23 protein-coding genes are annotated in these 24,865 nt (G+C 60.6%); 9 read left to right on the top strand and 14 right to left on the bottom strand.

Going from position 1 to position 24,865, the window contains the following annotated elements; translation table 11 throughout:
* The 7 genes from BLW70_RS05450 to BLW70_RS05420 all read right to left on the bottom strand — a co-directional run bounded on the left by BLW70_RS05450 (nucleotide 1) and on the right by BLW70_RS05420 (nucleotide 8,874).
* Complete coding sequence (locus tag BLW70_RS05450) at nucleotides 1-804, bottom strand: ABC transporter ATP-binding protein (protein WP_074872269.1); 804 nt, start codon at nucleotides 802-804, stop codon at nucleotides 1-3.
* On the bottom strand, nucleotides 801-1,949 hold the full coding sequence (locus BLW70_RS05445) for an ABC transporter permease (RefSeq protein WP_074872268.1): 1,149 nt from the start codon (nucleotides 1,947-1,949) through the stop codon (nucleotides 801-803). Before BLW70_RS05445 ends, BLW70_RS05450 begins: the two co-directional genes overlap by 4 nt.
* A gap of 54 nt (nucleotides 1,950-2,003) precedes the next feature.
* Complete coding sequence (locus BLW70_RS05440; RefSeq protein ID WP_074872266.1) at nucleotides 2,004-3,032, bottom strand: DUF5924 family protein; 1,029 nt, start codon at nucleotides 3,030-3,032, stop codon at nucleotides 2,004-2,006.
* A gap of 237 nt (nucleotides 3,033-3,269) precedes the next feature.
* Nucleotides 3,270-4,646, bottom strand: a complete 1,377-nt coding sequence (locus BLW70_RS05435) for a M16 family metallopeptidase (RefSeq protein WP_074872265.1) — start codon at nucleotides 4,644-4,646, stop codon at nucleotides 3,270-3,272.
* A gap of 195 nt (nucleotides 4,647-4,841) precedes the next feature.
* Complete coding sequence (locus BLW70_RS05430; protein ID WP_074872263.1) at nucleotides 4,842-6,500, bottom strand: Na/Pi cotransporter family protein; 1,659 nt, start codon at nucleotides 6,498-6,500, stop codon at nucleotides 4,842-4,844.
* Between the two features lie 213 nt (nucleotides 6,501-6,713).
* On the bottom strand, nucleotides 6,714-7,481 hold the full coding sequence (locus tag BLW70_RS05425; RefSeq protein WP_074872261.1) for a TerC family protein: 768 nt from the start codon (nucleotides 7,479-7,481) through the stop codon (nucleotides 6,714-6,716).
* Between the two features lie 85 nt (nucleotides 7,482-7,566).
* The gene (locus BLW70_RS05420) at nucleotides 7,567-8,874 is read right to left on the bottom strand and encodes a CitMHS family transporter (RefSeq protein WP_074872260.1); all 1,308 of its coding nucleotides are present in this window, start codon (nucleotides 8,872-8,874) and stop codon (nucleotides 7,567-7,569) included.
* Nucleotides 8,875-9,193: 319 nt separating this feature from the next.
* Between BLW70_RS05420 and BLW70_RS05415 the strand changes: the two genes are divergently transcribed.
* Complete coding sequence (locus tag BLW70_RS05415) at nucleotides 9,194-9,595, top strand: GFA family protein (protein WP_074872258.1); 402 nt, start codon at nucleotides 9,194-9,196, stop codon at nucleotides 9,593-9,595.
* Nucleotides 9,596-9,600: 5 nt separating this feature from the next.
* On the opposite strand, the gene BLW70_RS05410 is transcribed toward BLW70_RS05415, so the two are convergent.
* Nucleotides 9,601-9,927 carry a DOPA 4,5-dioxygenase family protein gene (locus BLW70_RS05410; protein ID WP_074872256.1) on the bottom strand — a complete coding sequence of 109 codons (327 nt, stop codon included), beginning with the start codon at nucleotides 9,925-9,927 and terminating at the stop codon, nucleotides 9,601-9,603.
* 82 nt (nucleotides 9,928-10,009) lie between these two features.
* On the opposite strand from BLW70_RS05410, the gene BLW70_RS05405 reads away from it, so the two are divergent.
* Nucleotides 10,010-10,681: an NAD(P)-dependent oxidoreductase gene (locus tag BLW70_RS05405; RefSeq protein WP_074872254.1), complete on the top strand. Its 672-nt coding sequence runs from the start codon at nucleotides 10,010-10,012 to the stop codon at nucleotides 10,679-10,681.
* Here BLW70_RS05405 and BLW70_RS05400 read toward each other — a convergent pair.
* On the bottom strand, nucleotides 10,668-11,618 hold the full coding sequence (locus BLW70_RS05400) for a choline sulfate utilization transcriptional regulator (RefSeq protein ID WP_074872252.1): 951 nt from the start codon (nucleotides 11,616-11,618) through the stop codon (nucleotides 10,668-10,670). The two genes, BLW70_RS05405 and BLW70_RS05400, sit on opposite strands and share 14 nt — an antisense overlap.
* Before the next feature lie 114 nt (nucleotides 11,619-11,732).
* Here BLW70_RS05400 and betC point away from each other — a divergent pair, with 114 nt between their 5' ends.
* From betC to BLW70_RS05385, 3 genes are all read left to right on the top strand, one after another.
* A complete protein-coding gene (gene betC / locus BLW70_RS05395) occupies nucleotides 11,733-13,247 on the top strand; it encodes a choline-sulfatase (RefSeq protein WP_074872250.1) in 1,515 nt (504 codons plus the stop codon).
* Between the two features lie 16 nt (nucleotides 13,248-13,263).
* Entirely contained in the window at nucleotides 13,264-14,184 is a 921-nt protein-coding gene (choX, locus tag BLW70_RS05390) for a choline ABC transporter substrate-binding protein (protein ID WP_074872249.1), read from the top strand.
* Nucleotides 14,185-14,355: 171 nt separating this feature from the next.
* Entirely contained in the window at nucleotides 14,356-15,924 is a 1,569-nt protein-coding gene (locus BLW70_RS05385; RefSeq protein ID WP_074872247.1) for a SulP family inorganic anion transporter, read from the top strand.
* An 89-nt stretch (nucleotides 15,925-16,013) separates the two neighbouring features.
* Here BLW70_RS05385 and aroE read toward each other — a convergent pair whose 3' ends face one another.
* Nucleotides 16,014-16,835, bottom strand: a complete 822-nt coding sequence (gene aroE, locus BLW70_RS05380; RefSeq protein ID WP_074872246.1) for a shikimate dehydrogenase — start codon at nucleotides 16,833-16,835, stop codon at nucleotides 16,014-16,016.
* Nucleotides 16,836-16,848: 13 nt separating this feature from the next.
* Complete coding sequence (hemF, locus tag BLW70_RS05375; RefSeq protein WP_008155665.1) at nucleotides 16,849-17,763, bottom strand: oxygen-dependent coproporphyrinogen oxidase; 915 nt, start codon at nucleotides 17,761-17,763, stop codon at nucleotides 16,849-16,851.
* A gap of 178 nt (nucleotides 17,764-17,941) precedes the next feature.
* Between hemF and BLW70_RS05370 the strand changes: the two genes are divergently transcribed.
* Nucleotides 17,942-18,919 (top strand): NADPH:quinone reductase, encoded by a 978-nt coding sequence (locus tag BLW70_RS05370; RefSeq protein WP_074872244.1) that lies wholly within the window; start codon nucleotides 17,942-17,944, stop codon nucleotides 18,917-18,919.
* 117 nt (nucleotides 18,920-19,036) lie between these two features.
* Here BLW70_RS05370 and BLW70_RS05365 read toward each other — a convergent pair whose 3' ends face one another.
* The 3 genes from BLW70_RS05365 to BLW70_RS05355 form a co-directional block, all read right to left on the bottom strand.
* Nucleotides 19,037-19,594, bottom strand: coding sequence for an L-threonylcarbamoyladenylate synthase type 1 TsaC (locus BLW70_RS05365; RefSeq protein WP_074872243.1), 558 nt, complete (start codon nucleotides 19,592-19,594; stop codon nucleotides 19,037-19,039).
* 54 nt (nucleotides 19,595-19,648) lie between these two features.
* Nucleotides 19,649-20,749 carry a DNA-processing protein DprA gene (gene dprA / locus BLW70_RS05360; protein ID WP_074872241.1) on the bottom strand — a complete coding sequence of 367 codons (1,101 nt, stop codon included), beginning with the start codon at nucleotides 20,747-20,749 and terminating at the stop codon, nucleotides 19,649-19,651.
* A 79-nt stretch (nucleotides 20,750-20,828) separates the two neighbouring features.
* On the bottom strand, nucleotides 20,829-21,854 hold the full coding sequence (locus BLW70_RS05355; protein ID WP_074872239.1) for a LysM peptidoglycan-binding domain-containing protein: 1,026 nt from the start codon (nucleotides 21,852-21,854) through the stop codon (nucleotides 20,829-20,831).
* Nucleotides 21,855-22,024: 170 nt separating this feature from the next.
* Between BLW70_RS05355 and def the strand changes: the two genes are divergently transcribed.
* The 3 genes from def to rsmB are packed head-to-tail and all read left to right on the top strand — an operon-like array spanning nucleotide 22,025 to nucleotide 24,855.
* Nucleotides 22,025-22,531 (top strand): peptide deformylase, encoded by a 507-nt coding sequence (gene def, locus BLW70_RS05350; protein ID WP_074872237.1) that lies wholly within the window; start codon nucleotides 22,025-22,027, stop codon nucleotides 22,529-22,531.
* Between the two features lie 57 nt (nucleotides 22,532-22,588).
* Nucleotides 22,589-23,548 (top strand): methionyl-tRNA formyltransferase, encoded by a 960-nt coding sequence (gene fmt, locus BLW70_RS05345; RefSeq protein WP_074872235.1) that lies wholly within the window; start codon nucleotides 22,589-22,591, stop codon nucleotides 23,546-23,548.
* The gene (rsmB, locus tag BLW70_RS05340; RefSeq protein ID WP_074872234.1) at nucleotides 23,545-24,855 is read left to right on the top strand and encodes a 16S rRNA (cytosine(967)-C(5))-methyltransferase RsmB; all 1,311 of its coding nucleotides are present in this window, start codon (nucleotides 23,545-23,547) and stop codon (nucleotides 24,853-24,855) included. The genes fmt and rsmB overlap by 4 nt, the downstream gene beginning before the upstream one ends.
* Nucleotides 24,856-24,865: the final 10 nt, after the last annotated feature.

The following is a 24,865-nucleotide window of genomic DNA, read 5'->3' as shown; positions in this document are numbered from 1 at the left end:
TCAGACCTCCTTGAGCTGTTGAGCGGCAGTCAGTGCCGCGCGGCCGCGAGGGCCATGGAAGTATTCGTGAATCCACGGATCGTCGGTTTCCGAGACCTTGTCGATGGCGTCCGCCACCAGCACTTTCTTCTGCGCCAGCACCGCCACGCGGTCGGTGATGGTGTAGAGCGTGTCGAGGTCGTGGGTCACCAGAAACACACTCAGGCCCAACGCATCGCGCAGGGTCAGGATCAATTGATCGAACGCAGCCGCGCCAATCGGATCGAGGCCGGCGGTGGGTTCGTCGAGAAACAGGATGTCCGGGTCCAGCGCCAGCGCGCGGGCCAGTGCCGCACGCTTGATCATGCCGCCGGACAGCGAAGCGGGGTACTTGTCGGCCGCCGACAGCGGCAGCCCGGCCAAGGCCATTTTCACTGCCGCCAGGTGCTCGGCGTCCTCTCGGCTCAAACCGGCGTGCTCGATCAGGGGCAGGGCGACGTTCTCGGTCACGGTCAGCGAAGAGAACAGGGCGCCTTTCTGGAACAGCACGCCAAAGCGTCGTTCGACCATCGAGCGTTCGTGTTCAGGCAGCGTCGGCAGGTTTTTGCCGAAGACCTTCACCATCCCTTCGCTGGGCTGGCGCAAGCCGACGATGCTGCGCAACAGCACTGACTTGCCGCTGCCGGACCCGCCGACCACCGCCAGGATTTCGCCCTTGTGCAAATCCAGATCGAGGTTCTCGTGCACGCTCTGACGGCCGAAGCGATTACACAGACCACGGACTTCGATCACCGCCTCGGAGGGCGCTCGGGTTAGACGACTCACCAGCCCATCTCCATGAAAAACAGCGCAGCCACGGCGTCGAGCACGATCACCACGAAAATGGACTGGACCACGCTCGACGTGGTGTGCGCGCCGACGGACTCGGCACTACCGCTGACCTTGAAGCCTTCAAGACAGCCGATGGCGGCGATCAGAAACGCGAAGATCGGCGCTTTGACCATCCCCACCAGAAAGTGCTGAACACCGATGTCGGTTTGCAGCAATGACAGGAACATCGCCGGTGAGATATCCAGCGACAGCGCGCAGACTACGCCGCCGCCGATGATCCCCGACAGCATCGCCAGAAAGGTCAGCATCGGCAGCGCGACCAGCAGGGCCAACACGCGCGGCACCACCAGCAGCTCCATCGGGTCGAGGCCCAGGGTGCGGATAGCGTCGATTTCTTCGTTGGCTTTCATCGAACCGATCTGCGCGGTGAAGGCACTGGCAGTGCGGCCGGCCATCAGGATCGCGGTCAGCAACACCCCGAATTCGCGCAGGAAGGAGAACGCCACCAGGTCCACGGTGAAAATACTCGCGCCGAAACTCGCCAGCACCGTCGCCCCGAGAAACGCCACCACGGCGCCCACCAGAAAGGTCAGCAGGGCGACGATGGGGGCGGCGTCGAGGCCGGTCTGTTCGATGTGCGCGACCATCGGCGTAACGCGCCAGCGTTTGGGGCGAAACAGGCCGCGAGCGATGGTTTCCAGAATCAGGCCGACGAAACCCAGCAGTTGCAGGGTGTCCTGCCAGACCGCGTCGACCGCACGGCCGATGCGGGTCAGCAGTTGAATGCCGACGTTGATTTCCGGTTCCTTGATCGGCACGCAGAAGTCGGTCAGCGAGCAATAGACGGTCTGCAACAACGCGCGGTCGGCCGAGGACAGTGTGCAATCGGGATGCTCGGCGGATCGACCCAAACGCTCGGAACCCAGCAACTCCACCAGCAGCGATGCGCCAGCGGTGTCGAGCGCGCCGAGGCCGTTGAGGTCGATGTGGGTGTTGTTGTCGTATTGGCCGCGGAGCTTTTCGCTCAGGCGGCTGAGATCGGTGTAATGGGCGAGCGTCCAGTCACCCGTGACCCGCAACAGGGCAGGGCTTTGCGAGGTGTCCAGTCGGGCACTGCCGGGCAATGTGCTGCTAGTCATAAGCTCCGTGCTTGTTCGGCTATTACGCAGATCTGACTAATAGCACGAACCGCGTTACTTTTCTTTGATGGGTGTGCTGTCCTTGACCTTGAAGCGCAGCACGCCAATCAACTGACCGTCCTCGGTCAGCACCCGGACCTGCCATTTGCCTGCGGGGTTGCCGGGGAAGTTCTGCTTGTGGGTCCAGGCGCGATAGCCTTCCTTGCGCCCTCCATTGATATCCAGAGGGATACGGTCGACTTCTTTACCGTTGAACATCCAGACGTGATAAATCCGTTCGGCCAGACCTCGCGGGGCGTTGATCGCGGTGTACGCGTACAGCCCACCCCCGCGAATCTGCTCGGCGCTGACTTCTTCCAGGCTCTTGCCGGGGGTGCGGTCCTGCATTTGGGTGCTGATCGCCACATCGGTCATCCACAGGGTCGCCGGCGGAACCCAGGAGCGCAGCACCCAACCGGCGGCGCCGATGCCGACGGTGATGCTGAGAATCGCCAACGCATTGCGCACCGTGCGAATCGGGAAGATCGAGGCCAGGCTCGGGAACGACAACAACATGGCAATGCCCAGCGCCAGCTTGAAGCTCTGGGCGGTGGTGAGGTGCAAAATGACGGGCAGGGCGGTCAGCAGGGCCGCGAACAGGGTCAGGGTGTGCAGCGCCAGGAACGCCCAGCGGCGCGGTGCCAGCCATTTGTAGTAGAGCGGGTCGATGATCGAAATCAGCGCCGCCATGCTCAGTAATCCAGTGAAGAACAACTGGCCGCTGTTCCAGGTGGTGGTGATCAAAAAGAACGGCAGGACGAAGAACAGGCTTTCCTGATGGATCATCTGCGTTGCATAACGCAGCAATGGCTGGGGTATTTCGCGCTTGAAGACCCTGGCGAACAGCTTGGTGAGGCTGTTTTCCAGCATCAGCCAGACCCAGCTGACCAGCATGATGGTGGTGATCCAGGTCGCCAGCCCCTGTTGGCGATCCACCAGCATGAAGCTGCCGACCCCTGAAATGAACCCACCGAGCGCAATGGCCCCCGGGTAGCGCTTCATCAGCTCCAGGATGCGCTGGACGTATAGGGTCAGATTAGGCATTCGGCGGTTCACAATAGTCGTGGGAAAAATCCTCGACAGGGTAACCGCCGAGAGGGCGGCGTGGCGAGGGGCTACGTCCGATTGCCCCATACAGCATTGTGGCGAGGGAGCTTGCTCCCGCTGGGGTGCGAAGCGCCCCCAAAACTAATCGACGCGTATTTTCAGGCCGGTCTAGGATGCCGATTTACGACTGCTGCGCAGCCGAGCGGGAGCAAGCTCCCTCGCCACAGGGAATACTCACTTTCGGCGATGGACGCGCCAAGCCAACAGACTGAGTACAAGCAAACCGAGCACCCCGGCAATCATCCACACAAACTGATCATCACTGATCAACGGCTGTTCGATGCGCAGGTAGCCCGGCTGCATCAGCAATTCACGCATGGCCTTGTTTGCTTCTTCCAGCGTCACCCCTTGGAGTTCCTTGGCCGGGTTGGCGAAGCGGCCATTCTCATAGTCCCCAAGGGCACTCCAGTAATAATCGGCCAGCGCGCTGTTGCCTTGCACGGCCCAGGCCTGGCGGGCGATGGCGGCCTGCTTGATGCGGTTGAAAGTGTCGGCATTCAGACCGTCCCTGAGCAACCCGGCCTTCAGTTCATCCAGAACCCGTTTGGCTTGGAGCACGTCGTCGCGCTCAAGGTCCGCGTTCAGGCTCATGAAGCCCACACCGCCAAACACCTCGCGCTCGGCCGAAGGCCCGTAGGACAGGCCATGGGCCAGGCGCAACTGGCGGTAGAGCGCCCAGTCCAGATAATCCTTGAGCAAGTCGAAGGTTTGGTCGTGCTGATCTTCCAGCACCGGTTCTGGCACCAGCCAATGCAACTTGGCACTGCCGCCAACCAGACCGCGACTCAGGGTGCGTTCATGGGCAGCACTGGCCTGGATCGCCGGCAGGGGCAGGTGATCAGTCGGATCGACCGCTTCAAGCGCGCCATAAGACCGCTCCAGATAGGCCGGCAGCAACCGCTCAAGGTCGCCGACGACGATCAGGGTCATGTTGTTGGGCGCGTACCAGGCCTCGCGCACCTTTTCCAGCTGATCGCGGCTCAGGTGATCGACCTCAGGCCGCTCGGGGCATTTGAGGCCCAGTTCCACCGCCAGCTGATTACTCGCCGTGTGGCCAAGATCCTGGCGATCCAGCCAGCGTTGCAGGTGCGTGTAATGGCCGCCGTCTTCACGCTCGACCACTTGTTTGGCGGCGTTGATGGCGTTGTCGTCGATTCGGGTCTGGGTCAGCAGCGCCAGCAGCAGGTCGAGGACCTTGCGCTGGTTTTTCGCCGGGGCTTCGATGACGAACGTCGTATCGGCATTGCTGGTGTAAGCGTTCCACTCGCCACCCAGGGCCTGCATGCGCTCTTCCAGCCCGCCTTCGCCGGTGGCGTCGATGCCGCTGAACAGCAAGTGCTCAAGCAGGTGCGGCAGCGCCTTTTCGGCGCAGCTGAAATCATCGATGCCGACGCCGACCACCAGACGAATCGCCACATGCCCGCGCTCGGTACCGGGCTTGAGCAGCAACTGCAGGCCGTTGGGCAGCGTGTAGCCCTCGACCTGAAAGCGATCCAGGGCAAATGAAGGGAATGAGCCAAGCAACAGACAAGCGAACAACAGACAACGCATAACAAGCTTCCAGGCAACCCATCGGAGATCCGTGTCGTCAGCCAGGCCGCCATCGCGAGCAGGCTCGCTCCCACAGAGGATCTCCGGTGAAATCGGAAAGTGTGTCCGACTCAGATCACCTGCGGGAGCGAGCCTGCTCGCGATGGCGGCCTTAATGCTGAATCAATGTTACTGACTGACCACTCTGCCAGACGTTCAAGGTGAATGTGTGATGTCAGCCAAATCGTCGACCGCCAGGGCTCCGGTGTCGGAAGTTTCCAGCACCACATAGGCGCTGCTGCAAAACAGCGAATTCAGACGTTTCATGTCGGCAATCAACTCAAGGTGCAACGAGCTGGTCTCGATACTCTGCATGATCTTACGTTGCAGTCGGCTGACGTGAGCATGGGCCAGGCGCCGTTCCTGTGCGCGAAAGCGCCGTTTCTCACGCAATAACTGGCGGGCACTTTCCTTATCGGCACTAAGGAACACCGACAACCCCAGGCGCAGGTTGGATATCAATTGACTGTGCAGCCCCGCCAACTCTTCCAGGCCAGCCTCGGAAAAAGACCGACGCTGCGAGGTTTTCTGCTGCTGAACCTTGCGCAGCATGCGTTCGATGAGGTCGCTGGCGAGTTTAAGGTTGATCGCCAGCTCGATGATTTCCGCCCAACGCCGGCTGTCCTGCTCGCTGAGGTCTTCGCGGGGCATTTGCGCCAGATACAGTTTGATCGCACCGTAGAGCGATTCCACATCATCGGTCAGGCGCCGCATTTCCTGGGTCACGGCGGTTTGTTTGCCGTGCAGCACGTCGAGCATGGCTTCGAGCATGTTGTCGATCAGGTCGCCGATGCGCAGGGTTTCCCGGGCGGCATTGGCCAGTGCCAGGCTGGGCGTAACCAGCGCTGTTGGATCAAGATGCCGCGGTTTGGCAGTACCGTTGATTTGCGGGCGCTCCGGCAGCACCCACGCACAGAATTTGGCCATCGGTCCGACGCTGGGCAGCAAGATCAGGCAACGCGTGGTGTTGTAGAGCAGGTGAAAGCCAATGACCATTTCCTGAGGGCTGAAGTCCAGGCTGTCGATCCAGTGCACCAACGGTTCAAGCACCGGAATGATCAGCAACAGGCCGATCAGTTTGTAGAGCAGGCTGCCCAACGCCACCTGGCGGCCGGCAGCGTTCTGCATGCTGGTGCTGAGGAAGGCAAGGATACCGCTGCCGATGTTGGCGCCGATCACCAGACCGATGGCCACGGGCAGACTGATCACCGCAGCACCGGCCAGGGTCGCGGTCAGCAGGACGGCGGCGAGGCTGGAGTAGGAAACCATCGCAAACAGCGCGCCGACCAGGGCATCGAGCAAGATGTCGCCGGTGAGCGAAGCGAAAATCACCTTCACGCCTTGGGCCTGGGTGATCGGCGCGGCAGCCTCGACGATCAGCTGCAGCGCCAGGATGATCAGCCCCAGGCCGATACTCACCCGGCCCATCTGTCCTGCCCGGGTCTGTTTGCGCGACAGGAAGAAAATCACCCCGAGAAAGATCAGCAGCGGCGACAGCCATGACAGGTCCAGGGTCAGCACCCGCGCCATCAGCGCGGTACCGACGTCGGCCCCGAGCATGGTCGCCAGGGCCGGGGTCAGCGCCATCAGGCCCTGACCGACAAAGGAAGTGACGAGCATGGCGGTGGCGTTGCTGCTCTGGACCATCGCTGTCACGACGATCCCCGAGATGAACGCCAGCCAGCGCTTGGACATGTTCCGCCCAATCACATGGCGCAGGTTGGAGCCGTAGACCCGCAGAATGCCGGTTCGGACGATATGCGTGCCCCAAATCAACAAGGCCACGGCGGATAACAAATTGAGCAGGGTGAGCATATAGACCCCCTGTGGTGGTAGCGCCCCAAAGGGGCAAGTTGACGGTGCGGCGTGTTCTTCTACGTTCTGTACTTAAGCTGTAGTTGGCTAACGGTCTGCGCGCCAGCATCGCACAGCTAAAGAAGCGATTGAAACAAAACTGTCATGAAAACAGCTTGATGCAGATATGAAAAAGGGACCCGAAGGTCCCTTTGTCATCACATGGCATTCGGGTTACTGCCCCGGAATGTCCTTGCGCAGCTTCACCGGATCCTGCTGTTTGCGCTTTCTCGCCATGGCGGTGCGCATCTTGATGTTGATCGCTTCCACCGCCAGCGAGAACGCCATGGCGAAGTAGACGTAGCCTTTTGGTACGTGAACGTCGAGGGATTCAGCAATCAGCACAGTACCGACAATCAACAGGAACGACAGCGCCAGCATCTTCAGCGACGGGTGCTTGTCGATGAACGCACTGATGGTGCCGGAAGCCCACATCATCACCAGCACGGCCACGATGATCGCCGCGACCATGACCGGTACGTGGGACACCATGCCAACAGCGGTGATGACCGAGTCCAGCGAAAACACGATGTCGATGATTGCGATCTGAATGATGGTGTAGAGGAAGTTGCCGCCTTTGCCGCCCGGCTCCTCATTGGTTTCGTCTTCACCTTCCAGCGCGTGGTACATCTCTTGCGAGCTCTTCCACAGCAGGAACAGGCCACCGAAGAACAGGATCAGGTCACGCCCGGAAATCCCCTGGCCGAACACTTCGAACAAGTCGGCGGTAAGGCGCATGACCCAGGTGATCGACAGCAGCAACAGGATCCGCGTGATCATGGCCAGTGCCAGGCCGAAAATCCGGGTGCGCTGTTGCATGTGCTTGGGCATGCGGCTGACCAGGATCGAAATCATGATGATGTTATCGATACCCAGGACGATTTCCAGGGCGGTCAGGGTAAAGAAGGCAACCCAGATTTCAGGGTTGGTCAGCCATTCCATGTGTATTCCTTTGTGCGAGTGTTAAACCACGAAGGGCCCAGGCTTCAAACAACAAAGCCTGGACCCGTCATGGTGAGTCTTGGGCTTATAGAGTGCTGAACAGCGGAAAAATCCCCATCAGCAAGGCGGCGACCAGTATGCACATGCAAACCAGTACTGCCCACTTCAGGGTGAAACGCTGGTGATCACCGAAGTCGATACCGGCCAGGGCCACCAACAGGTAGGTCGATGGTACCAGCGGGCTCAGCAAGTGGACGGGCTGACCGACGATCGAGGCACGTGCCATTTCAACCGCGGTTATACCGTAATGGCTGGCGGCTTCCGCAAGTACCGGTAACACGCCGTAATAAAATGCATCATTCGACATGAAGAACGTGAACGGCATGCTCACCAGTGCAGTGATTACCGCCAGGTACGGGCCGAGAAAGTCCGGGATGACTGCCAACAGGCTTTTCGACATCGCATCGACCATGCCGGTGCCCGTCAGGATACCGGTGAAGATACCGGCCGCGAAGATCAAGCCGACCACCGCCAGCACGCTACCGGCGTGGGCCGCGACGCGGTCCTTCTGCTGTTGCAGGCACGGGTAGTTGACGATCATCGCGATACTGAACGCCACCATGAACAGCACCGGCAGCGGCAACAGACCGGCGACCAGGGTGCACATCAGGGCCAGGGTCAGAGCGCCGTTGAACCAGATCAACTTCGGACGACGGGCATCCGGGAATTGCGAAACGCTGATTTCACTGTGATCGATTTCCTCGCCCACCAAGTGCAGCTCACCCAGGCGCGCACGTTCACGCTTGCCATAGAAGTAGGCAATCACGAGGATGGCCAGCACCCCGAAAGCCATCGCCGGAATCATCGGTACGAAGATGTCGGACGGGTCCACGTGCAGCGCACTGGCCGCACGAGCGGTCGGGCCGCCCCAGGGCGTCATGTTCATCACGCCACCGGCGAGGATGATCAAGCCGGCCATGATCCGCGGGCTCATGCCGATACGGGCGTAGAGCGGCAGCATGGCGGCCACGCAGATCATATAAGTGGTCGCGCCGTCCCCATCGAGGGAGACGACGAGCGCCAGTACGGCGGTGCCGACCGAAACTTTCAACGGGTCGCCCTTGACCAGTTTGAGGATCTTGCGCACGGCCGGGTCGAACAGGCCGGAATCGATCATCAGGGCGAAGTACAGAATGGCAAACATCAGCATCACACCGGTCGGTGCGAGCTTGGTGATGCCTTCGAGCATCATCGGGCCGATCTTCGGCGCAAAACCACCGAACAGAGCGAACAGGATCGGGATGATGATCAGAGCGATCAGCGCGGACAGGCGCTTGGTCATGATCAGGAACATGAACGTGATGACCATGGCAAAGCCAAGGAAAGTCAGCATGGGAATACTCCAGGCATAGCGCGGCTAGGGAATGGGCGAACCGGGTGGCTCAGCGCAGAACGGGAAGCACGAGGCGTATGGGTGGAGTGACAGCGAAGTGGCGGATAGCAGAGGACATCAGGATCACCATTGTTGTTGTTAAATGGGCTGTGCGAGCGATAAAACACTGGCATTGGCCGACCGGTCTGTTGCCGGTAGTGGGGGCGATCCTAATCGGGGAAGCTTTCACCCAGCTTTCGCGGATGAAAGCATTGACCAGATGTGCAACCGGTCGTCGGGCGGGTTCAAAGTCCCTGAATACGGGGCAGGAGGACAAAACATGGGCGAAGTTCATACGGGCGGCTGCCACTGCGGACATCTGCGCTATCAATTCAGCGGGCCTTTGCGCGACATCGCCCATTGTCATTGTTCGATTTGTCGGCGGGTCAGCGGCGGGATCGTGACCACTTGGATCACCGTACCTGCGTCAGCCTTTGAATGGGTGAAAGGAACGCCAGCGCAGTACGACTCTTCAACAACCTGCGTGCGCTATTTCTGCGGCAACTGTGGGGCGCAGCTGGCGCTGGTCACCGACCTGAGCCCGGACAGCATCGACGTGACCATCGCCACCCTCGATCATCCCGAGCACGCACCCGCCCAAAGGCATATCTGGACTGACAACCGACTGCCCTGGCTGCACCTGGATGAACATTTGCCCGGCGAAGCCGAGGAACAGTTGTAAACTGATCAAAAAATAGACAGATCCAGTGGCCGAATCGCGCCCATCCAGATCGCGTGCTCAGTGTGGTCGAGCAGATCGTCGCCGGTGTCCGGGTGCAGGAACACCACCAAACCCTTGCGGTTGAGCGCAAGCCAGGGCAGCACGTCGCCGATGTATTGCGGCTCGAACGCCAACTGGCAGCTCCAGTCGGGGTGCGGGCCCACCGGGCGTTCATGGACGCGCCCCATCTTCACTGGAAACAATTGCGCTGCTTCCTCACACAAGGCTCGCGCCTGAGCAAGGGTGTTGGCGTCGAAGTAGACATGGGCGTGGTAGCCCTTGATCTGCTGCATTTGAAACCCTCTGAACCGAGTCGAACCGGCGTTGTTGCCCACAGGTCACACGCCATAGAGATAGAAAGAGCGGAGCACGGCCATGAAAAATGCCGAAACCCCCGTAGTGAAAGTAGTGCTTTATGGTGCCATGAGTAGCCTGGGCAGTGCGCTGATGGCTGAAATGCTGCGGCGCCAACATGAAGTGATCGCCATTCTTGATGACCTGACAGCGCTCGCGCCGCGCCCGGGATTGCGCACCAAGACCGGTGATTTGTTCGACGCCAAGCGGGTCAAGCAGAGCGTCGCCGGATGTTCTGCGGTGATCTGCCTGCTGGATGCACCCGGATTGCCGATGAGCAGCGAGCACGTGGAAAAATCCATTGTGCCCGGCCCGGTCGAGCAAGTGCTCGCGGTGGACGCTCTGATCGATGGCATGCAGGCCTCAGGGATTGCCCGGCTGTTTCTGGTCGGTGATTTCGAGGCACTGGACGATCCGGAGATAGAAGATCGACTGCAACGCCACGCCGCCGAAGAAATCCGCGAGGCCCTGCAAAGCAGCACCTTGCACTGGACGCTGGTGAATGCGCCGCGCGGGGTGCCAGGGCTGACCATCGAGCATTTCAGCCACGTCAGCCGCAGCCTGGAGCCGGGCCTCGCCGAGCCGCTTGAACGGCTGAGCCGGGTGGCGGTGGGGATTGCCGATGAATTGCGGTTGAACCTGCATGTCGGCGAACACGTGACCTTTGTCGCGACCGAGGCTATACAGCAATAGACGGCAACGGTAAGCCATTGAGCGATTGCGCACTACTGGCCTGCTCGGCCATCAGCCAGTCCACGAACTGTTGAATCAGCGCACCACGCCGTTTCCGCTGGGGCAGGACCACGTAATAGCCGAGTTTGGAGATCACTGTTTCCGCGATCGGTCGGCACAACAAACCTTGCGCCAGCAAGTTATCCACAAGGTGCCGCCACCCAATCGCCACCCCTTGGCCGCCAATCGCGGCCTGGATCAGTAGCGTGTAATTGTCGAAGCGCAATTGCCCGGGCGCAGGTGCCGAAGCGATCCCCAACTCGCGAAACACGCCGCTCCAGTCGAACCAGTTGCTGCTGTTCTCGCCTCGAAGGTGCAGCAGCGGGAACTCGAGCAATGATTGGCAGGGCAAGGGCAGCGGACGATCCTTTAACAGCAGCGGGCTGCACACCGGAAACACTTCTTCGCTGAACAGCCAATGGCTTTCGCCCTGCTTGAATCGGCCATCCCCAAACAACACCGCCACATCGATATCGGTGCGCAGCATATTAAGGCTGCGTTCGCTGGTCACCAGGCTGACGTCCACCTGAGGATTGGCGGCATGGAAGCGGTGCAGGCGCGGCATCAGCCAATACGCGGCGAAGGCGAAATCGGTGGCGACCTGCAACACTTCATGTTGGTGCTGTGTGCTGATTGCGCTCAATCCTGCATCGATATTCTGCAATCCGAGCTGAACCTGCTCAAACAGGATGGTCCCGGCCTCGGTCAGTTCGATGCCGCGATAGATCCGGTCAAACAGCCGCGTCCCGAGTTGCTCTTCCAACCGTTTGATCTGCTGGCTGATGGCCGGTTGCGTGGTGCCGAGCTCCACCGCGGCCGCCGTGAAGCTGCGCTGACGGGCCGCCGCTTCAAAGGCGCGAAGCAAATCCAGAGACAAATCACCAAGGGCGTCATACATAAGCTGTGCTTATCCTAGTCATTGCCGTGCATGGGCTTTACCACAAATTGCTTGGGCTACATGCTCGATCGCAGCACTTTCGCATAAATATTCACTATGGAATGCCGCGATCACATGAAGCGCAAGAATATTCTTTTCATCATGGCCGATCAGATGGCCGCGCCAATGTTGCCGTTCTACGGCCCTTCGCCCATCAAACTGCCGAATCTCAGCCGCCTCGCCGCCGAAGGCGTGGTATTCGACGCCGCTTATTGCAACAGCCCATTGTGCGCGCCGTCGCGTTTTACCCTGGTCAGCGGTCAGTTACCGAGCAAGATCGGCGCCTACGACAACGCGGCCGATTTCCCTGCCGACGTACCGACTTATGCCCACTACCTGCGTCGACTCGGCTACCGCACCGCGCTGTCGGGCAAGATGCATTTCTGCGGACCGGATCAGTTGCATGGTTATGAAGAACGCCTGACCAGCGACATTTACCCGGCCGATTACGGTTGGTCTGTGAACTGGGACGAGCCAGACGTGCGTCCAACCTGGTTTCACAATATGTCATCGGTGTTGCAGGCCGGGCCGTGCGTACGCACCAATCAGTTGGATTTCGACGAAGAGGTGGTGTTCAAGGCCCAACAGTACCTGTTCGATCATATCCGCGAGGATGGCGATCAGCCGTTTTGCCTGACCGTTTCGATGACTCACCCACACGACCCGTACACCATTCCCAAGGCTTTCTGGGACCTGTACGACGATGCCGATATCCCGTTGCCCGAAACCCCGGCGCAGGCTGAACTGGATCCGCACTCCCAGCGTCTACTCAAGGTTTACGACCTGTGGGACAAACCGCTGCCTGTGGATAAGATTCGCGATGCGCGCCGTGCGTACTTCGGTGCGTGCAGCTATATAGACAGTAATGTCGGCAAACTCCTGCAAACACTCGAGGAAACCGGCCTGATCGAGGACACCATCATCGTCTTCTCCGGCGACCATGGCGACATGCTCGGCGAGCGTGGGCTCTGGTACAAGATGCACTGGTTCGAAATGGCCGCCCGCGTGCCGCTGTTGATCAGTGCGCCAGGACAATTCGGGGCTGGCCGGGTCAGCGCGGCGGTCTCGACTGCCGATCTGTTGCCGACCTTCGTCGAACTGGCCGGTGGGTCGCTGGAGCCTGGGTTGCCGCTGGATGGTCGCTCGCTGGTCTCGCACCTGCAAGGGCAGGGTGGTCACGACGAGGTCTTCGGCGAGTACATGGCTGAAGGCACCATCAGCCCGCTGATGATGATTCGCCGTGGCAACTACAAATTCATCTACAGCGAAGACGACCCTTGCCTACTCTTCGACGTACACAACGATCCGCGCGAACTGGAAGAACTCAGCCAATCGCCACAACATCAGTCGCTTTTCGATGAATTTCTCGCCGAAGCCCGGGCCAAATGGGATATCCCGGCGATCCATCAACAGGTGCTCGCCAGCCAGCGGCGCCGACGTTTTGTCGCCGAGGCATTAACCATCGGCAAGTTGAAGAGCTGGGATCACCAGCCGCTGGTGGACGCCAGTCAGCAGTACATGCGCAACCACATCGACCTCGACGATCTGGAGCGTAAAGCACGTTATCCACAACCCTGCCAAAACCAATAATGTTAAGGGGAATGCCATGCGTAGGTTATCCACAGCAATGACGGTCGGGCTTCTGGCTCTGGGCAGTGCATCGGCGTATGCCGAGCAGAGTTGCGAGACGGTAAAAATGGCCGACCCTGGCTGGAGCGACATTGCCGCCACCAACGCCATCACCGGGTTTCTGCTGGACGGCATGGGTTACAAGGCCAAGGTCGACACGCTTGCAGTGCCGATCACCTTTGGCGGCTTGAAAGATGGCCAGGTCGACGTGTTTCTCGGTAACTGGATGCCGGCGCAACAGGGTTTCTACGACAAATTCGTGGCCACCGGCGATGTCACGCAACTGGCGAAGAACCTCGACGGCACCGAATTCACCCTCGCGGTCCCGGATTACGTCTGGGACGCAGGTGTGCGTAATTTTTCCGACCTGAACAAATACGCCGACAAGTTCGACAAGAAAATCTACGGCATTGGCTCCGGCGCTCCTGCCAACATCTCCTTGCAGGAAATCATCAAGAAGAACGACTTCGACATGGGCCAGTGGAAACTGGTCGAGTCCAGCGAGCAGGCCATGCTGGCCGAAGTGTCTCGCGCGGTGAAAAAACAGAAGTTCGTGACCTTCCTCGGCTGGACCCCGCACCCGATGAACGTGCAACTGAAAATGCATTACCTCAAGGGCGGCGAGAAGTACTTTGGCGACACCGGCAGCGTTTACACCCTGACCCGCAAAGGTTATGCACAGGCCTGCCCGAATGTCGGCAAACTGCTCACCAACCTGAGTTTCACCCAGGAAATGGAGAACAGCATCATGGCCGAGGTGGTGAATAAAAAGATCAGCAATGCTGATGCAGCCAAGGCGTGGATCAAGGCGAATCCGGCGGTGCTGGATAAGTGGCTGGATGGGGTGAAGACCGTGGATGGGAAGGATGCGCTGGGGGCGGTGAAAGCCAAACTCTGAATCCCTGCCGCCGATCGTTCCCACGCTCTGCGTGGGAATGCCGCAATGGACGCTCCGCGTCCGCTCGGTAATGTGACGCGGAGCGTCACGGGATGCATTCCCACGCGGAGCGTGGGAACGATCAACGGCTAGTCCTGCTACCCTTGCGCAAAATCCCACCCGAGAGGACCCATGGCCTTCCCCAGCCGCCATTCACTCTTCCCTTTCCTGACCTGGATGCCCCGGCAAACCCGCGCCAGTGTCGGTCGTGACCTGATTGTCGGCCTCAGCGGTGCGATTCTCGCGTTGCCGCAATCCATTGCCTACGCGCTAATCGCCGGCCTCCCACCTGAATACGGCCTGTACGCGGCGATTATTCCGGTGCTGATCGCCTGTCTCTGGGGTTCTTCGTGGCACTTGATCTGCGGTCCTACGGCGGCGATTTCTATCGTCCTGTACGCCAGCGTCAGTCCGCTGGCCGTTCCGGCGTCAGAGGACTACGTCACCCTGATCCTGTTGCTGACGCTGCTCGCCGGCATTTTCCAGTGGCTGCTCGGTTTGCTGCGCTTCGGCGCCTTGGTCAATTTCGTCTCGCACTCGGTGGTGCTGGGTTTTACCCTCGGCGCGGCGGTGGTGATTGCCATCGGTCAACTGCCGAATCTGCTGGGGTTGGAGTTACCCAACCAGGCCACAGCGCTGAACAGCTTGGTGACGCTCTTCAGTCACCTCGGCGAAGTGGACAAACCGTCGCTGATGCTGGGCCTGGCGACGGTCGTCGTCGGCGTCATCCTCAAATTGCTCCTGCCGCGCTGGCCGACGCTATTGATCACCCTGGTGCTGAGCGGATTGCTGGTCTGGCTTTGGCCATCGATGTTCGGCCATGTGCAATTGGTCAGCGCATTTGTCGGGCGGCTGCCGCCTTTCAGCCCGCTGCCGCTGGATCTGGAGCTGATTCTACGTTTGCTACCCAGTGCAGTGGCGGTGGGCATGCTCGGGCTGGTCACCAGCCTGTCGATTGCCCGATCCTTGTCGGCCCGCTCCCAGCAGTTGCTCGACGCCAACCAAGAGGTCCGCGCCCAGGGTTTATCGAACATGGTCGGAGCGTTTTTTTCCGGATCGCTGTCAGCCGGTTCCTTCACCCGCTCCGGCCTGAGCTACGAAGCAGGCGCCTGTTCGCCGTTGGCCGGGGTTTTTTCGGCGATGTGGGTGGCGCTGTTCGCCATCTTCGGCGCGAATTTGATCGCGCACATTCCGATCCCGGCCATGGCCGGCAGCATTCTGTTGATCGCCTGGGGGCTAGTGGATCATCGCGGCATTCGCGCGTTGTTGCGGGTCAGCCGCGCCGAATTCCTGGTCATGGCGCTGACCTGCGTCGCCACACTACTGCTGGAATTGCAGACCGCGATCTACGCCGGGGTGCTGGCTTCGCTGTTCTTCTACCTCAAACGCACCTCGCAACCGCGGGTGCAGCATTGGCAGGATGGGGATGAAGACATTCTGCGGGTGGGCGGCTCGATCTTTTTCGGCGCCAGCCATTACCTGCAAGTACGCCTGCAACGGATGCACGGCGCGCGCGTGGTGATCGAAGCGCAGCAGATCAACTTCATCGACTATTCAGGTGTGGAGATGCTGCACCAGGAAGCGCGGCGGCTATTGCGCCAGGATCGCAGCCTGACCCTGCGGCGCGCGCGACCGCAGGTGGTGGAGGAATTGAGGAAGCTGGAAGGGGCGGAGAACTGCCCGATTCGGTTTGAGGACTGATCTAAATCGGTGTCGCAGCCATCGCGAGCAGGCTCGCTCCCACAGGTTTTCGGTGATCCCCTGTGGGAGCGAGCCTGCTCGCGATGCTTTTAAAGGGCCAACTGCCGACGCAACTCGGCCAGCACCGGCGCCGTATCCGGGCGCACACCGCGCCACAGGAAGAAGGCTTCTGCCGCTTGTTCAGCGAGCATTCCCAACCCATCCATCGACACCGCCGCGCCATGTTCACTGGCCCAACGGCAGAACGAGGTCGGCTCCTTGCCATACATCATGTCGTAGCACACCGTTTTGCCCGGCTCGATCAAACTGCTCGCAATCGGCGGTACATCCCCTGACAGGCTGGCGGACGTCGCGTTGATGATCAGGTCCACCGATTCCTTCAACCAATCAAAACCACTGGCCGACACCGGCCCCAGGTCCGCGAATAATTCCGCTAACAGTTCGGCTTTTTCCACCGTGCGGTTGGCGATGATCACCGAGGCGGGTTGCTCGGCCAGCAGCGGCTCCAGCGCGCCGCGCACCGCGCCACCGGCACCAAGCAGGAGGATGCGTTTGCCCTTGAGGCTGAAACCGGCGTTGACCGTCAGGTCCCGCACCAGCCCGGCGCCATCGGTGTTGTCACCCAGCAGGCTGCCATCGGCCAGTTTGCTCAGGGTGTTCACCGCGCCGGCACGTTGCGCCCGCGCCGTCAGACTGTTCGCCAGACGATAGGCTTCTTCCTTGAATGGCACTGTCACATTCGCCCCACGGCCGTCGAGGAAAAACGTCCGGGCGCAGGTGGAAAAATCGTCGAGGGGCGCCAGCAACGTGCTGTAGTCCAGTTTTTGACCCGTCTGCTCGGCGAACAGACGGTGGATCAGCGGCGACTTGCTGTGGCCAATCGGGTTACCGAATACGACGTAACGGTCCATCAGGATTCCTCGTTCAGGCCTTGGCCAACCAATCGCGGTCTTGCAGGAAGTACTCGGTCAGCCGCGCTTCTTCGCTGCCCGGCTCGGCTTTCCAATCGTAACTCCAGCGTACTTGCGGCGGCAGGGACATCAGGATCGACTCGGTGCGCCCGCCCGATTGCAGACCGAACAGCGTGCCGCGATCGTAGACCAGGTTGAATTCAACGTAGCGCCCACGGCGGAATTCCTGGAACTCACGCTGTTTGGCGGTAAACGCATCGTTTTTGCGGCGCTGCACGATCGGCAGGTAAGCGTCGATGAACGCGTCACCGATGGCACGCATGAAGGCGAAACTGGTGTCGAAGTCCCACTCGTTCAAGTCATCAAAGAACAGGCCACCAATGCCGCGTGGCTCGTGGCGATGCTTGATGTGGAAATAGCTGTCGCACCAGGCTTTGTAGCGCGAGTAGACGTCCGGACCGAACGGCGCGCAGGCCTGCTCGGCGACGCGGTGCCAATGCACGCAGTCTTCTTCATTGCCGTAGTAAGGGGTCAGGTCGAAGCCACCGCCAAACCACCACACCGGTTCTTCGCCTTCTTTTTCAGCGATGAAAAAGCGCACGTTGGCGTGGGACGTCGGCACATGCGGGTTGTGCGGGTGAATGACCAAAGACACGCCGAGGGCTTCGAAGCCACGGCCGGCCAGTTCTGGTCGATGGGCGCTGGCGGACGGTGGGAGGCCGCTGCCGAAGACGTGGGAAAAGTTGACGCCGCCCTTTTCGATGACCGCGCCGTTTTCGATCACCCGGGTGCGACCGCCACCGCCGGCAGGCCGGGTCCAGGCGTCTTCGACGAACTGCGTGCCGCCGTCTTCAGCTTCGAGGGCCGCGCAAATGCGGTCTTGCAGGTCGAGCAGGTAGGCTTTTACGGCCTCGGTGCGGGTCGTCATGTCATCACCTTGAATCGGGCAAAGCTACGCGGCGCTCCATGGGAGCGGGGCCGGCGCAAATGGGCGCGTAGCATAACATCGCAGATGGGCCTGCCGCAGTTGACGAAGATCAAGCATGGGAGTTCGATAGGGAGCTTCGCGCTACAACTCCAGTAGCCAAGACCTAAGGAGAGTTCTGATGGCTAAGCGTATCCAGTTCCGCGCCCATGGCGGCCCCGACGTACTCGAGCATGTCGATTACCAACCCGCCGAGCCCGGCCCGCAGCAGGTTCGCGTGACCAACAAGGCCATCGGCCTGAATTTCATCGACACCTATTACCGCAGCGGTCTCTATGCACCCCCAGCCCTGCCATCGGGTGTGGGCTCGGAAGGTGCAGGCGTGGTCGAGGCGGTGGGCAGTGAAGTCACCCGGTTCAAAGTGGGAGATCGCGTGGCGTACGGCAGCGGTCCGTTGGGCGCCTACAGCGATGTTCATGTGTTGCCGGAAGCCAATCTGGTGCATCTGCCGGACGCGATCAGCTTCGAACAGGCCGCCGGGGTCATGCTCAAGGGCCTGACCGTGCAGTACCTGCTGCGTCAGACCTATGAATTCAAGGGTGGCGAAACCATTCTGTTTCACGCCGCGGCCGGTGGCGTCGGCTCCCTGGCTTGCCAATGGGCCAAGGCCTTGGGCGTGAAGTTGATCGGCACGGTCAGCTCACCGGAAAAAGCCGCACTGGCCAAGGCCAACGGCGCTTGGGCGACCATCGATTACAGCCACGAAGACGTCGCACAACGCGTACTGGAATTGACTGACGGGAAAAAAGTCCCGGTGGTGTACGACGGCGTGGGCAAGGACACTTGGCTGACTTCGCTTGATAGCGCGGCGCCTCGCGGCATGGTGGTGAGCTTCGGCAATGCGTCGGGTGCGGTAGACGGGGTGAACCTGGGCATTCTGTCGGCGAAGGGTTCGCTGTACGTGACCCGCCCGACCCTGGCGACTTACGCCAACAATGCCGAGAACCTGCAGCGTATGGCGGATGAGCTGTTCGAGATGATCATCAGCGGCAAGCTGAACGTGGACATCAGCCAGAAGTACCCATTGGCCGAAGCGGCGAAGGCGCAGACCGAGTTGTCGGCGCGACGTACGACTGGCTCGACTGTTTTGTTGCCTTAACACTGATCGTTCCCACGCTCTGCGTGGGAATGCAGCCAGGGACGCTCTGCGTCCCAAAGAGCGGACGCAGAGCGTCCGGTGAGGCATTCCCACGCAGAGCGTGGGAACGATCATGTGCTAATCCGGGCGCACAACGTGACCAGTCGCCAGATCGCGGATCACGCTCGGGTTCTTGCGGCCACCGAGGTTTCCGCCCAGCACCAAATCAACCTGTCCCCGGAAATATTGCTCCACGCGAATCCGTGTACGCGCCGCCGGCCGGCCCTGAGGGTTGGCCGAGGTCGACACCAGCGGCCCGACCAACGCACACAAATCCCGCACCTGCGGATGATCGCTGACCCGCAATGCCACCGTTTCATGCACGCCGGTAATCCACTGCGGCAACATATTCTGATGCGGCACCAGCCAGGTGTTCGGCCCTGGCCAGGTGCTGGCCATGCGGTCCATCCACAATTCAGGAAAGTCTTCGAAGAGGAAGTCGAACTGGCGAATGTTGTCGGCCACCAGAATCAACCCTTTTTCCACCGACCGCCCCTTGATCGCCAGCAGGCGATAGACCGCCTCTTCGTCCCACGGGTCGCAACCCAGACCCCAGACCGCTTCGGTTGGGTAGGCAATCACCGCGCCTGCGCGAATGGCTCGTGCGGCTTGTTGCACACGCCAACTGTTGACCATGAAAAACTCTCCGGAATAAGGCTCTGCGCAGTTTACCGATCTTCCTTATAAAACCTAGCTCACCCGCGCAAACCAACGCCCGCTTTCGCAGACTGCCCGGCCGTCCATTTCCAGCTCGGTCAACGCTGCCAGCACTTTCGGCAAGGCCCAGCCGCTGGTGACGGACAACGCTTCACTGGTGTGAGGCGCGGCATGCAGCAGCATGAGCAACGGATGTGTCACCGCAGGTGTCGCTGTGGATAACGGCAAATGCTGCCAGCCGCGCAATGCTTCAAGGATATGCTCGATGGTTTCCACCAGCACCGCGCCGTCGCGAATCAGCTGATGACACCCCTTTGCGCCCGGGTGATGAATCGACCCTGGGATCGCATACACCTCGCGCCCTTGTTCCGCCGCCAGCCTCGCGGTGATCAACGAACCGCTGGCGACACTTGCCTCCACCACCAGTACGCCCAGGGATAAACCGCTGATGATCCGATTGCGCCGGGGGAAGTTACTGGCGGTCGGCCCGGCGTCCAGCGGAAACTCCGAAAGCACTGCGCTGCCCGAGGCGATCATGGCGTCTGCCAGCCGTCGATTGCGCTGTGGATAAAACTTTTCAAGTCCCGTGCCAAGTACACCGACCGTTCGACCGCCCACGTCCAAAGCGGCTTGATGGGCGGCGGCATCAATGCCCAGCGCCAGGCCGCTGGTAATGACAAAACCGGCACCGGCCAGACTGCGGGAAAAAGCCGCTGCGGTGTCCATGCCCGGCCGCGAAGCGCGACGGCTGCCGACCATCGCCAGTTGCGGCTTTTCCAGAATGCCGGGATCGCCCGCCACGAATAACAGCGGCGGCGCATCACTGATTTCCGCCAGCAGTGCCGGGTAGTCAGGTTGGTCCCACATCAATAAATGCTGGCCCTGGCGCTCTAACCAGGCCAATGCATGGCTCGCGCCATCACGGATTTCACTGGAGCGCCTGGCCTCTGCGCAAGCGAGGGGCAAACCCAGCGAACGCCAGGCACTGGCCGGCGCGCTGATAGCCTTGGACGCCGAGCCGAAGGCCTCAAGCAATTTCTTGAAACGCACAGGACCGAGTTCCGGCAGGCGATGCAAACGTAAACGAGCTTCCAGTTCCGCAGGGGAAACCGGTGCAAAAGCAGACAGCGACATGGATCATCCTTGATCGTTATGAGCCCCGTTCAAACGGGAATAAGCTGTGGATAACTCTGTTGGTAACTTGTGGAGCCTGTTAAGGATTTCGCACCTTGTCCAGCACCGCCAGGGAGCGTGATGCATTGAGCACCAGACCGTAGCTGAGCTTGTCGTAGGTGCGGAAAACCATCAGCAGACCGGCGCGCTCATCCGGGATTTTCAGTGGTTGACCGGTGATCCGGTCCCGCACGGTCTCGCCGGTCTTCATCACCACCAAGACGTTGCCTTCGACCAGGCCATCGCGCTGACCCTTGTTCAGCGTGACCACATCCAGCGCGCCAATTTGGGTAACCCCGCGCGGCACGTCGATGATCAGCCCATTGATCTCGGTTTTTGGCGCACTGGGCATGAAGGCCGAGTTGATGGAGCGCTCTTCACCGCTGAACAAGCGGTCGCCGAGGCGAACTTCCTGAGTGGTGCGTTGCAGCGCCAGGGTAGCAACGTCGCCTTCAGTGGCCACAATTTCGCCCCCGCCGATGTCGTCGGCATTGATCCCCAAAAACTCCTTAGTGTCAGGATCGGTGTAGACCTTGCCCTGACGGAAGATGCCGTAAACCGGTTGAGCCAGGTCGAAATGGCCGCGAGCGAAGATTCGGTCACCGGTGCCACTGAGCACGCGTTCGGCATCGCCGGCGACGATGTAAGGCGCCTTGTCGAAATCCTCGACCTTGTCGACGATGCGGTTGCTCAGCAGAAAACTGTTGATCGATTGCAGTGGAATGCTCGGGATCGCATCGGCAACCGGGCTGCTGCGGATGCGTGGCGACAGCTTGATGGTGCCCCGGGAAGCGCCGCGGTTGAGGGTCAGACGCGGCTGCCCGTTGACATAGACCAACGACAGTGAGTCGCCGGGGTAGATGAGATTGGGGTTTTCGATCTGTGGATTGGCCTGCCAGAGCTCCGGCCATTTCCACGGCTCACGAAGGTATTTCCCGGATATGTCCCAGAGTGTGTCACCGGATACCACGGTGTATTGCTGTGGAAAACCTTCCCTGAGTTGCACTTGCCCGTGCGCAAAACCGGCCGAGGCCAGAAGGAGCAAGGCGAGTAGTGATTTCCTCATGCGGTGAATCCCTTTATTATGTGCATTCGCGTAGAACGCCAGAGCCCTCGTGGCTCGCTCCTGACCCTTTACCAAAAGAGAAGGAGCTACGTTTTACAACGGTAGCCTGCATCTTCGGACCCGCCAGGCCATCGACCCGACATTACCTCACATGTGCAGCAATTGAGCTTATGGCCATTTTAGACATCCTCGAATTCCCCGATTCGCGCCTGCGCACTATCGCCAAACCAGTGGCCGTAGTGGACGACGAAGTGCGTCAGTTGGTCGATGACATGTTTGAAACAATGTATGAAGCGCCAGGCATCGGCCTCGCCGCGACCCAGGTCAACGTGCACAAACGTATCGTCGTGATGGACCTCTCCGAAGACCGCAGCGAACCACGGGTGTTCATCAACCCCGAGTTCGAAACCCTGACCGACGAGATGGAGCAATACCAGGAAGGCTGCCTCTCGGTGCCGGGTTTCTACGAAAACGTCGATCGCCCACAGAAGGTCAGGATCAAGGCCCTGGACCGCGACGGCCAGCCTTACGAACTGATCGCCGAAGGCCTGCTCGCCGTGTGCATCCAGCATGAATGCGACCACCTGAATGGCAAATTGTTCGTCGACTACCTGTCCAATCTCAAACGCGACCGAATCAAGAAGAAACTGGAAAAGCTCCATCGCCAGAACGCTTGATGCCCTCCTTTCAAAGGCTTGCTGCGGCAAGCCTTTTTCTTTTGCGAGACCTTTTGAATGACTGAGCCACTGCGCATCGTCTTTGCCGGCACCCCGGAATTCGCCGCCGAACACCTCAAGGCCCTGCTCGACAGCCCTTACGAGATCGTCGCGGTCTACACCCAACCGGACCGTCCGGCGGGTCGCGGGCAAAAGTTGATGCCAAGTCCGGTCAAGCAGTTGGCTCTGGAAAACAACATCCCGGTGCTGCAACCGCCAACCCTGCGCAACGAAGACGCTCAGGCTGAATTGGCCGCGCTCAAGCCGGACTTGCTGGTCGTGGTTGCCTACGGCCTGATCCTGCCGCAAGTGGTGCTGGATATTCCGCGTTTGGGCTGCATCAACAGCCACGCCTCGCTGCTGCCACGCTGGCGCGGTGCGGCGCCGATCCAGCGCGCCGTTGAAGCGGGCGACAGCGAAAGCGGTGTGACCGTGATGCGCATGGAACTGGGCCTCGACACCGGGCCGATGCTGCTCAAAGTCACCACGCCGATTACCGCGGTAGATACTGGCGGCAGCCTCCACGACCGTCTGGCGGAAATGGGTCCGCCAGCGGTAATTCAGGCGATCGCCGGCCTCGCCGCGGGTACTTTGGAAGGCGAAGTCCAGGACGACAGCCTCGCCACTTATGCGCACAAATTGAACAAAGACGAAGCGCGCATCGACTGGAGCCGTCCGGCGGTTGAGCTGGAACGCCTGGTTCGCGCTTTCAACCCATGGCCGATCTGCCACAGCACGCTGAACGGCGAAGCCCTGAAGGTTCTGGCCGCCAGCCTCGCCGAAGGGCAGGGCGCTCCCGGTGAAGTCCTCGGCGCCAGCAAGGACGGCTTGATCGTCGCCTGCGGTGAACAAGCCCTGTGTCTGACTCGTCTGCAATTGCCCGGCGGCAAGGCGCTGAACTTCAGCGACTTGTTCAACAGCCGTCGTGAGAAATTCGCCGTCGGCACCGTCCTCGGTCAAGCGGCGGACGCTCAATGAATCCACGTCTGGCCGCCGCCAAGGCACTTGCTGCTGTTCTTAACGGAAAAGCCTCACTCAACAGTTCCCTGCCAACACAAATGGACAAGGTCGAAGATCGCGACCGCGGCTTCACCCAGGACCTGGCGTTCGGCACCGCGCGTTGGCAGCCGCGTTTGTCGGCGTTGGCGGCCAAGTTGCTACAAAAGCCGTTCAAGGCAGCCGACGCCGATGTCGAAGCGCTGTTGCTGGTCGGTCTGTACCAGTTGCTCTACACACGGGTTCCGGCGCATGCCGCCATCGGTGAAACCGTGGGTTGCGCCGACAAGCTGAAAAAGCCCTGGGCCAAGGCCTTGCTCAATGCCGTGCTACGCCGCGCCCAGCGTGAAAGCGAAGCGCTGCTGGCCGAGCTGGAACACGATCCGGTGGTGCGCACTGCCCACCCGCGCTGGCTGCAAAAATCACTCAAGGCGTTCTGGCCTGAACAGTGGGAAGCCATTTGCGCGGCGAACAACGCGCATCCGCCGATGATCCTGCGGGTCAACCGTCGGCATCACAGCCGCGATGCTTACCTCGGGTTGCTGACCGACGCCGGCATTGCCGCCACGCCGTGTGTTTACAGTCGGGACGGCATCATTCTCGACACCGCTTCCGACGTGCGCAGTTTGCCGGGGTTCGCCGAAGGCTGGATCAGCGTGCAGGACGAAGCCGCGCAACTGGCCGCCGATCTGCTCGACCTGGCACCGGGCCAGCGGGTACTGGACGCCTGCTGCGCACCGGGCGGCAAGACCTGCCACATTCTTGAAGCCGAGCCGGCACTCGCGGGCGTGGTGGCGGTGGACCTGGAAGCCAAGCGTCTGGTGCGAGTGCGGGAAAACCTCGCACGCCTGGGCCTGAGCGCCGAGCTGATCGCCGCCGACGGCCGCGATACCGCCACCTGGTGGGACGGCAAACCGTTCCAGCGCATTCTGCTGGACGCACCATGCTCGGCCACCGGTGTCATTCGTCGTCACCCGGACATCAAGCTGACTCGCCAACCAGACGACATCGCTGCTCTGGCGGTGCTTCAAGGCGAGCTGCTCGACGCCATGTGGATAACTCTGGAAGTAGGCGGTGTTCTGCTTTACGCCACCTGCTCGACGCTGCCGACCGAGAACACCGAAGTCATCGAGGCCTTCCTCGCTCGCACGCCGGGCGCCCGTGAACTGGACCTCGCGACTCAAGCCGGCATCAAGCAACCTCACGGTCGCCAATTGCTGGCACAGGACGGCGGCCATGACGGGTTCTACTACGCCAAGTTGATCAAGATCGCCGCCGCACGCGGTTAATGGGTTTTAA

The organism is Pseudomonas frederiksbergensis, from assembly GCF_900105495.1.
Taxonomy (GTDB): Bacteria; Pseudomonadota; Gammaproteobacteria; order Pseudomonadales; family Pseudomonadaceae; genus Aquipseudomonas; species Aquipseudomonas frederiksbergensis.
The sequence above is the reverse complement of the archived record's forward strand: the minus strand, read 5'-3'. Positions and strand labels throughout refer to the sequence as shown.